Here is a 9404-nt window from a genome sequence, read left to right as displayed (position 1 = left end):
GAGTCAGCTGCCGGTAATGCGTAGTCATCTGCGCTTGAATCCTTCGGTGTGAGAGCCTGGATTCTACCGGTGGCTGGCTCTCTGCCTCTCGTTTCAAGCGTTGCGCTTATTCTATGAATTCAGGCCTTTTATTGACATGGATCATTTCAGGTTTGGTAACAGTGTGGCTCGAACGCTGTGGGTTGGGCCGTCCCGGTAGGCGCGGGCGAGCCCGCGCCTACCGAGGGTGCTTCTCAAGGGGGGCTTAGAATGTCGTGCGCAACCCCACCTCCACCCCTCGGCCTTGGGCCGGGGCGATGTCGCGCAGGATCGAGCTGGCGTAGCGCACGGTTTGGTTGGTCAGGTTTTCGCCTTTGACGAAGGCCAGCCATTGGCTGGCGCCGATGTCGAAGCGGTAGCCGGCGCTGGCGCCCAGGGTGGTGTAGCCGTCGGTGGCGCTTTCGTTGGCCGGTACGCGGTGTTGGCTGCTGGCGTGTTCGACGTCGATGCGTGCCTGCCAGCGTTCCAGTTCCCACAGCAGGCCGCTGTTCAGGCGCAGCGGGGCGATGCGGGGCAGGGCCTGGCCGTTGTCGAGGTTTTTCGCGCGGGTGTAATCGCCGGACAGCTCCAGGGCAAACTTGCCGTAGGCATTTTCTCCCAGTGTCCAGCGATCCTGGGCTTCGATGCCGCTGAAGCGCGCCCGCACGCCGGAGTAGCCGTATTCGGGGATGCCGTCGGCGTCTTCTTCGCCTTCGTCATTGAGGTTGCGCCCCGTGCCGAGCAGGCCGATGTAGTGGGAGAAGTGGCTGTAGAACAGCCCCACGCTGCCCTTGTGCACGCCGTTGTCAAAGCGCAGGGCCAGGTCGCTGGACACGGCTTTTTCCTTGTTCAGGCCGGCGTCGCCCACTTCATAGGTGCCGGTGGCGACGTGGGCGCCGTTGGCGTACAGCTCGTAGAAGGTCGGCGCGCGTTCGGTGTAGCCCAGGGTCGCGGCCAGGGACCACACCGGCGTCAGGCTGTACACCGCGCCGGACGACAGGCTGGCGGCGTTGAAGCGGCTGGCCTGGTCGGCCCGGGCGAAACGCTCGTTGCCCTGGCTGTCGGGGGCGATGCGGGTGTGCTCCAGGCGCGCGCCCAGGCTCAGTTTCAGGCGTTCGCTGGCTTGCAGTTCTTCGAGCACGAAGAGCGCGGCGCTGTTGGTGTCGGTTTGCGGTACGAAGGCTTCCTCGCCCAGGGCAGAAAATTCGCTGCGGCTGAACTGGGCGCCGACCACGCCTTCCACGGGGCCCAAGGGCTGGTGCCGTGCCTCGATACGCGCTTCGTAGCCCTTGTTCTTGAAGATCGTGCCGACTTCGCCGTCCTCGATTTCCCGGTGTTCGTAGTCGGTGTAGGCGGCGTCGAGCTTCACCAAGCTGAACGGCCCGTCGAGGTTACGCAGTTGCGAGGCGAAGGCGTAGTGATCCTGCTTCATGCCAATGCGCACGCTGTCTTCGGCCGGCGAGCCGTAGTTGGCGTCGTAGTTGCTGTAGGAAAGCCCCGCATAGCCGTCGTCCCAGGTGTAGGCACCGCCCACCGCGCCGCCGTCCTGGCGCCCGTCGCTGTTGCCCAAGCGGCCCTTTTTGCCATTACCGTCGTCGCTGGCGGGGGCGTGGCGGCTGCGGGCGAAACCGGGGATTTTCAGGTCGTTGAACTGCCGCGAGTTGGCGTCCAGGTGCAGGGCGAAGGTGCCGTTGCCAGCCTCCAGTTTGCCCGCGCTGCTACGGGTGGTGTCGGCGCCACCGTAGCGCAACTCGCCCGCGCCCTGGATACCGTCGATGGCGGCGGTGGGGATGCGGTTGTCGAAGCTGTTGACCACGCCGCCGATGGCGTTGCCGCCGTAGAGCAGGGCGGCGGGGCCGCGCACGATCTCGATGCGCTCGACGTTGACCGGGTCCAGCGGCACCGCGTGGTCATAGGACAACGACGAGGCGTCGAGGGCGCCGACACCGTTGCGCAGAATGCGGATGCGGTCGCCATCCAGGCCCCGAATGATTGGGCGGCTGGCGCCCGGGCCGAAGTAGGACGACGACACGCCAGGCTGCTTGTTCAGGGTTTCCCCCAGGCTGCCTTGCTGTTGCAGGGTCAGGGCATCGCCTTCGAGCACGCTGGCGGGGGCGGCCAATTGGCTGCCCAAGGGGTTGGCGGTGATGATTTGCGGTTGCAGTTCCAGGGCATGGGCCGGGGCGCCGAACAGCAGCGCGGCGCACAGCGGCGTCAGGCGCCAGAGCAGGGGGCGAGAGGCGGTGGGGAGCATGGAGCGTTCCTTGGCAAACGGAGGGGATTGAGACGAAAGAGTGGGTTACGTTATGTAATAAGATAACATTTCTTTTCGTGGCTCAAGGGGAACTTTTCCGTCGTGGTCGCCAGCGGCTACAGTCAAGGCAGCGCTTCCACCGGGGCGGCCCGTCGGCTAAGGTGCGCGGCTTCCTTCCCCACTTCGCTCAAAGGCCCGGCATGACCGCAACCGACACCAACCCCCTGCACGGCGTGACCCTGGAACAGATCCTCAACGCCCTGGTGCAGCACTACGAATGGACGGGGCTGGCCGAGCGCATCGATATCCGCTGCTTTAAAAGCGACCCCAGCATCAAGTCGAGCCTGACCTTCCTGCGCAAAACCCCGTGGGCGCGGGAGAAGGTCGAGCACCTCTACGTCAAGTTGATGCGCACCAAGCGCCCGCACTAAGCCATGCACGCCGTCGCCCTGGGCCGTCATCAGCGCTGGTTTGTCACGGCGGCGGCGTGGCTGGGCTGGGCGGGGTTGGCGATTCAGTTGTATTTGATTTTGAGCCTGCGCTGGGCGGCTGAGGCCAGCCTGGTGGGCGGGTTGGTGAATTTCTTCAGTTTCTTCACGGTGCTGAGCAACACCCTGGTGGCGGTGGTGCTGACCTGCCACCTCAGCGCCCGCAACGGTGCGGCACGGCGCTTTTTCCTCCAGCCGTGGGTCAGCAGCGGTGTGGCGGTGAGCATTGTGGTGGTGGCGGTGGCCTACAGCCTGTTGCTGCGCCACTTGTGGCAACCCCAGGGCTGGCAACGGGTGGCGGATCAATTGCTGCACGACGTGATGCCGCTGCTGTTTGCCTTTTACTGGTGGCGCTGGGTGCCTAAGGGCCGCTTGCGTGTGGCGCATGTGGCGCTGTGGGCGGCGTACCCGCTGCTGTACTTCGGCGCGGTGCTGCTACGCGGCGAATCCATTGGCTTGTACCCCTATCCCTTTATCGACGTGGGCAAACTGGGTTATCCACAGGTGCTGCTCAATGCCGTGGGGATTCTGCTGGGGTTTGTCGCGGTGGGGCTGGCGCTGGTGGCGCTGGATCGGTTCCTGTGGGCGCGAGCTCGCCCGCGATAGCGATCTTGAGGGCGCCATCGCTGGCAAGCCAGCTCCCACCTGAACCCCATGCCAGCCTGCTTCACTCATCCAGCGTGCTATCCAACCGCCAGTAGCCGACAGCCTTGACGTACTGCTCGTCGAGCCCGTGTTCGTCGAGCAGCACCCGGCGCAGTTGCCGCGACAGCTTGGTTTCGGTGGCGATCCAGGCGTACAGCGAGCCTGCGGGGATGGTCAGTTGGCGCACCGTCTCCAGCAAATTCTGTTCGCCGCGTATCACCCAGGTCACCTCGACCTGCGCCGGGCTTGGCAGCGCTTGGCGCTCGGCGGCGTTGGCGATCTCGATCACCGCGTGCACCCGGCGCTGGCCCGTGAGCCCTTCGAGGCGGCGGGCGATGGCGGGCAGGGCGGTTTCGTCGCCGATCAGCAGGTAGCTGTCGAAAATGTCCGGCACCACCATCGAACCCCGTGGCCCGGCGATGTACAGCGCCTGGCCGACGCGGGCCTGCTCGGCCCAGGTCGAGGCAGGGCCGTCGCCGTGGAGCACGAAATCGATATCCAGCTCGAGGCTGTCCGGGTCATAGCGGCGTGGCGTGTAGTCGCGCATGGCGGGCATCGGGCCGCCGTCTTTGGCGCCGATCACCAGGGTTTTCATGGCTTCGTGTTCGGCCGCGGTCTGGGGGAACAGCAGCTTGACGTGGTCGTCCGTGCCGACGCTGACAAACCCGGCCAACTCCGGCCCGCCGAGGGTGATGCGGCGCATGCGTGGCGTCAGGTCGGTGATGCGCAGCACCTCCAGGTGCCGGCGCACGATGGGATGGCTGACGCGGTGGATGCGCTGTTGATTCACTTCATTCATGGGGCTGCTCCTGTTGGGGCTGGACGGCGGGGCCGTCGACAATGGCTTTGGCGGTGTTGTTGAGCAGGTCGCGCACCCGCAGGATTTCTGCCGGGCTCCAGCGCCCGTGGTGCAACTGCAAGGCGTGGCGCAGGTTATGCACCGCCTCGTGGATTTCGGCCGGGCGGTCGTGGCCGCGCAGCGAGCGTTTGCTGACGTCGATGCGCATGTACACGCCGCTCAGAGCGATGGCCTGGTCCTGCAACGACAGGCGTCCGGCGTCGGTCACGCTGTAGCGCTTTTTCCCACCTTCGGCGTCGCCACTTATCAGTTCGCTTTCTTCCAGGAACGTCAGGGTCGGGTAGATCACGCCGGGGCTGGGGCTGTAGGCGCCGTCGAACATGCCTTCGATCTGGCGGATCAAGTCGTACCCGTGGCAGGGCTGCTCGGCGATCAATGCCAGCAGCAGCAATTTCAGGTCGCCGGGGGCGAATACTCGGGGCCCACGGCCGCCGCGTTCGCGGCCGGGGCGTTTTTCGAAGCCGTCACGGCCGTCGTGGCGGGGATGCTGCTCGCTCATTTTGTCGTTCTCCATGCAGGTTTAGATACAACTTAAGATATATCTTTAGGCACATGCAAGAAGAAAAAACCATCGCCACCGGCTCACGGCCCCACCGGCCAGGCAAAAAGGCTCCGAGTCGAAACCCGCCGGTGTGTATGTTTTTTGACCCGACAGAAGGCGGATTCTTGGCTATGTTTTTTATGACAGTTAAATGAATTCCAGACTATTGGCCGGGTGTAAATGCCGAGGTTGCCTGGTAAGTAGTACTTGTCTTACAGTTAACCTCAATCTGTGTGGTTAGTTGTTTTTTATAGTGTGTAGTCGGTCTCTTACAGCCAATAAGTTGATTTTAATAAAAGCCTGGTTATTTCTTTCCATTCCTCTTGTTATATGGCTACACATTTAACTGAGGTGTCTTACTTAATTTTGTTGCGAATTGGCCGATCATGCCCCGGCACTTGAGGCGGTCACGAAACTTTCGTGGCCCAAGTTCAGGCGTCTAGTTGGTTTGGCGGAAACTTGGGTTTCCGGTCTTCTGCTGAATCGAAAACACACTTTTAATGGTCCACACAGGTATTCAAACGATGCTCAAGAAAATGGCAGTCATGGTTGTTCTGGGGCTCGCGTCGTCGAGCGTTTTTGCAGCAGGCGAGGCAACCAGCATCATCAACATCTCCGCCACCATCCCGACCAAGCAGTTCCACGTGCTGCCCAACGACCCGAACTGGGGCCGTAACGAGGTGATGAACTACAACCCGGTAACCGGCCTGTTGAGCAGCCTGCGCCAGGTGTACAACGTGAAAAACACCGATGGTTCCGTGCATGCCTACATCGAGGGCGGCCCGGCTGCACTGACCAACGGCTCCTCTTCCATCGCCCTGACCACCACCTTCAACGGCAAGACCCTGACCGGCACCCCCCAGGAAGTGGTTGACGATGCCGCCTCCACACCGGGTACCCAGGCCGACATGGTGATCGTCGCGGCCAAGCCTGCCGATACCCAAGCCGGTGAGTTCACGGCCAATAATATGACCGTGGTGTTTGATAACGTGCCGCGTGTTACGCCGTAACTAAGCATGCACGGTATTTCATAACAAGAAGCCGTATCTCCGGCCGTTCGGTAGTTTTATCGCTCGGCCGGGACCTCCCTGTTGATTGTCTGCAGTCAGAGTATTTTGTTCATGTTCCCGATGACATCTATCGCGGCCGCGCTTGTCCTGTTTTTAACCTCGGTCATGACAATTTGCGTTGCGGCCGAGGGCACCACGCCACGCAGTTTATTGAACCAGGCCAAAGGCCTTCCATCGGACTTTGAAGAACATTTTTTCGATGTACCCCTGGCCGTGCGCGTAGAGCGCGACCAGCAACTCGTCGGCGAAGCCATGGTGGTGTTGTCCCGCGATGATCGGTTGACCCTGATTAACTTTACCGACCATGACAACAGCCCCGTCACTGCCGACGAACGCGACCGTTGGGCCGCGTACCTGAAACAGGGCGTGGCCCTGGGCGGCTGCGCCACGGGGTGTATTGAGCAATTGGTAGCGGTGCACTACAACCTCGAAGAATCTCTGGTGTCGCTGCTCACCGAAAACGTCGAGCGCGATGCCGACGAACCTGATTACCACAGCCAGCCCAGCGAAGGCAGCCAAGGGCTGATGCTGACCCAGCAACTGAACCTCAATGGCGGCCAGGGCCAGGACCTGGGCGGGCGCCTGGGCCTGGAGGCTAACGCCAGCCTGGGCAACTGGACCCAGTCGATGAACATGCAGTTGTCTCGCCTGGGCGGGCCGGACGACAGCACGCTGTACCACGCGGTGTACTCGCTCTACGGCCAGCGCGAACTGGATGGCCACTTCCTGCGCCTGGGCTACTTCACCCCCAACGCCGAAGGCCTGACGCGCCAGTTGCGCTCGTTCGGTGCCAGCCCCGACACCGCGTTGGGCGTGATGTACGGCAGCTCCGACACCCTGGCTATCAACAATCCCAAGCCCAGCGTGTACCCCATCTACGTCACCGCCAACCGCCAGGGTTCGGTGGAGATCTACCGCAACGGCTTGCTGGTCAATACCCAAGCCGTGGCCGCCGGGTTGCAGAGCCTGGACACCCGGCCACTGCCTGGCGGCATCTATGAAGTGGAAGTGCGCTTGATCGAGGATGGTCTGGTCACCAGCACCACCCAGGAGTTGGTGTACAAGCCCAGCAACTGGCGTAACCACGACGAGCGCTGGCGCTACAACCTGTTTGCCGGGCGCGAAACCAAACTGCTGAGCAACTGGGACGAGCAATCGAGCGGCGCTATGACCGCCGGTGCAGCCGTCAATTACTTGCTGCACCCGCGGTTGATCGTCGGCCTCTCCGGGCGCCAGGTGCGCGATCACCTGCAACTGGGCACCTCGTTGGACTGGAGCCTGGCCAACGCGGTCAATCTCTACGCCAACCTGTATCAGACCCAGGAGTACGGCACCGGCGCCGACCTGAACCTGCTGTACCACTACGGCAACGGCAGTGTCGCGTTCAACCACACCCGCAGTTGGCTCGATACCCGCAATACCTACGAGATCCTGCCCGACGGCACGCGCATCCGCCATCGCAGCGACTTTGTCGGCCAGACCAGCAATTCATCGCTGTCGCTCAACCATCGCCTGGACCGCAGCAACTCCCTCAATGCACGCCTGTCCCACAGCCAGGGCAACACCCAGGGCACTGGCCTGGACGTGGGTTGGATGCAGCGTGCCCGTTGGCTGGGCAGTGACGGTTATTGGCGCCTGTCGCTGTTTGACCGCCCGGGCAGCCTGAGCAGCGGCAGCCAGCGTAACCGTGGCTTCGACCTGACCTTCAACCTGGCCCTGGGGGGGCCCAGTGACCACCGGCACTGGGCCGCCAGCCTGGGCTCGCGCACCTCCCGCGAAGGCGAGCGCGACCACAACGCCGCGGTGAGCTACCGCCGTGACCTGCAAAACCATGTGCTGCAAAGCGTCTCCGCTACTGCCAGCGCCGACACCTACGGCGTGGGGCTGTCCGGCATGGCCAGTTTCGATACGCGGCAACTCAACGGTGACGGCTTTGTGCAGCGCTCTTCGTTCAATGGCGACCTCACCGGTGGCCTGAACCTGAGCAATACCCTGGCCGTGGGCGGCGGGGCGATGGCCTTGACCAGCCTGCCCCAGGGCCAGGGCGCGGGGATGATTGTGGACGTGGAGTCGGATGTCGACGACGTCGTTATCCGCGCCGATGACCAGGGCGGTGGGAGCACGCGCTTGCGTACGGGGCGCAATTTCATCCCTATCACCGCGTACCGCAACAGCTCATTGAGCTTCGACTTCGAAGGCAATCACGCCCCGGCGGCGACGATTCAACCGGCCCGCTCCAACTATCACCTGAACCGGGGCGCGGTGGACTACCGCAAGGTCAGCGTGATGAAAACCGTGACCATCCTTGGCCGGCTGCTGGACGCCGAAGGTCGCCCCCTGCGCGGCTACCACGTCATCAACCACGCCAGCCGCGGCGTGAGTGAGGTGGACGGGTTCTTCTCCATGGAAATGAATGCCAATTCGCCGACCTTGGAAGTGCGCTCGGGGGAAAACGTGATGTGTCAGTTCCGTCTCGATCCGGCCAACGCGAGCGCCGAGAGCGACGTGTTGATGATCGGTGACTTGCGCTGCACCCCAGACACCCTGGCCACGCCAGGCAGCAACGCCGGCGACGCCACCCACGCCGGCATTTTTTAACGCCATTGAAGAGTGAGGTTGGAACTGGATGAAAAAGCTATTGGGCCTGAAAAGCATGCTTTTGCTGGGCATTCTCGCGTGCGCCCCGGCGTTGCAGGCCGGGCCGCAAATTAACGTCGGTGTGGTCTACGACTACCTCGACGGCGATAAAGGCACGTACCTCAAACGGGTGTTCAACGGCGGCGACAGCACGGCATTCGTGCGCATCAGCATCATGGAAATCTTCTACGACGAGCAGGGCAACATCAGCGAGCAGCCCCTGAAAGACCGGGGCGACAGCAGCAAGGATGGCCTGATCGCCAGCCCCGCGCGGCTGATTGTGCCGGCCAATGGCATGCAAAGTACCCGTTTGCTGTTTTTGGGCGACCGTAGCCGCGAGCGTTACTTTCGCGTGCGTTTTGTACCGGTAATGCCCGAGAAGGAAGACGAGTTCGCCGTCTCCGAACAAGAGCGCGCCGAGTACAAGGAAAAGTTGACCGCCGGGGTCAATGTATTGGCCGGGTACGGCACGGTGTTTTTTGTGCGGCCCAACGATACGAAGTTCAACAGTGTGATCGACAACAGCGCGCAACAGTACCGCATCCGTAATAACGGCAATACCGTTGTTGTGGTCGATGAGTTCAAGGACTGTGCGATCAACAGTGAAACCGACTGCGCGCCGACCCTTAAACACCACATCATGGCGGGGCATGCCTTCGAGTTTAATAAACAACCGGGGCGCCATTATTTATTCACCCTGGTCGAGGGCGCCAAACAAACCAAGATGGATATCCGAGGTTAAGTGGCGTGTTGAATCTATTGATAAGCCTGAATTCATAGAATAAGCGCAACGCTTGAAACGAGAGGCAGAGAGCCAGCCACCGGTAGAATCCAGGCTCTCACACCGAAGGATTCAAGCGCAGATGACTACGCATTACCGGCAGCTGACTCA

The 9404-nt window shown here is 62.2% G+C and carries 8 protein-coding genes; 5 read left to right on the top strand and 3 right to left on the bottom strand.

Annotation, left to right across the window (positions count from 1 at the left end; translation table 11 throughout):
• Nucleotides 1-244: 244 nt before the first annotated feature.
• Nucleotides 245-2272 carry a TonB-dependent receptor gene (locus AC19YT_RS27570; protein ID WP_500611338.1) on the bottom strand — a complete coding sequence of 676 codons (2028 nt, stop codon included), beginning with the start codon at nt 2270-2272 and terminating at the stop codon, nt 245-247.
• A gap of 200 nt (nt 2273-2472) precedes the next feature.
• Here AC19YT_RS27570 and AC19YT_RS27565 point away from each other — a divergent pair, with 200 nt between their 5' ends.
• On the top strand, nt 2473-2703 hold the full coding sequence (locus tag AC19YT_RS27565) for a VF530 family protein (RefSeq protein WP_095107976.1): 231 nt from the start codon (nt 2473-2475) through the stop codon (nt 2701-2703).
• Nucleotides 2704-2706: 3 nt separating this feature from the next.
• Nucleotides 2707-3366, top strand: a complete 660-nt coding sequence (locus tag AC19YT_RS27560) for a Pr6Pr family membrane protein (protein WP_095107977.1) — start codon at nt 2707-2709, stop codon at nt 3364-3366.
• Nucleotides 3367-3427: 61 nt separating this feature from the next.
• Here AC19YT_RS27560 and AC19YT_RS27555 read toward each other — a convergent pair whose 3' ends face one another.
• Nucleotides 3428-4204 (bottom strand): siderophore-interacting protein, encoded by a 777-nt coding sequence (locus tag AC19YT_RS27555; RefSeq protein WP_095107978.1) that lies wholly within the window; start codon nt 4202-4204, stop codon nt 3428-3430.
• Entirely contained in the window at nt 4197-4763 is a 567-nt protein-coding gene (locus AC19YT_RS27550) for a PadR family transcriptional regulator (protein WP_095107979.1), read from the bottom strand. Before AC19YT_RS27550 ends, AC19YT_RS27555 begins: the two co-directional genes overlap by 8 nt.
• Before the next feature lie 566 nt (nt 4764-5329).
• Between AC19YT_RS27550 and AC19YT_RS27545 the strand changes: the two genes are divergently transcribed.
• The 3 genes from AC19YT_RS27545 (at nt 5330) to AC19YT_RS27535 (ending at nt 9254) form a co-directional block, all read left to right on the top strand.
• A complete protein-coding gene (locus AC19YT_RS27545) occupies nt 5330-5815 on the top strand; it encodes a CS1 type fimbrial major subunit (RefSeq protein WP_500596809.1) in 486 nt (161 codons plus the stop codon).
• A gap of 111 nt (nt 5816-5926) precedes the next feature.
• On the top strand, nt 5927-8473 hold the full coding sequence (locus AC19YT_RS27540; RefSeq protein ID WP_500596807.1) for a TcfC E-set like domain-containing protein: 2547 nt from the start codon (nt 5927-5929) through the stop codon (nt 8471-8473).
• 28 nt (nt 8474-8501) lie between these two features.
• Nucleotides 8502-9254, top strand: coding sequence for a molecular chaperone (locus tag AC19YT_RS27535; RefSeq protein WP_371856225.1), 753 nt, complete (start codon nt 8502-8504; stop codon nt 9252-9254).
• Nucleotides 9255-9404 lie beyond the last annotated feature (150 nt).

Source organism: Pseudomonas sp. MF08875 (assembly GCF_059862525.1).
The sequence above is the reverse complement of the archived record's forward strand: the minus strand, read 5'-3'. Positions and strand labels throughout refer to the sequence as shown.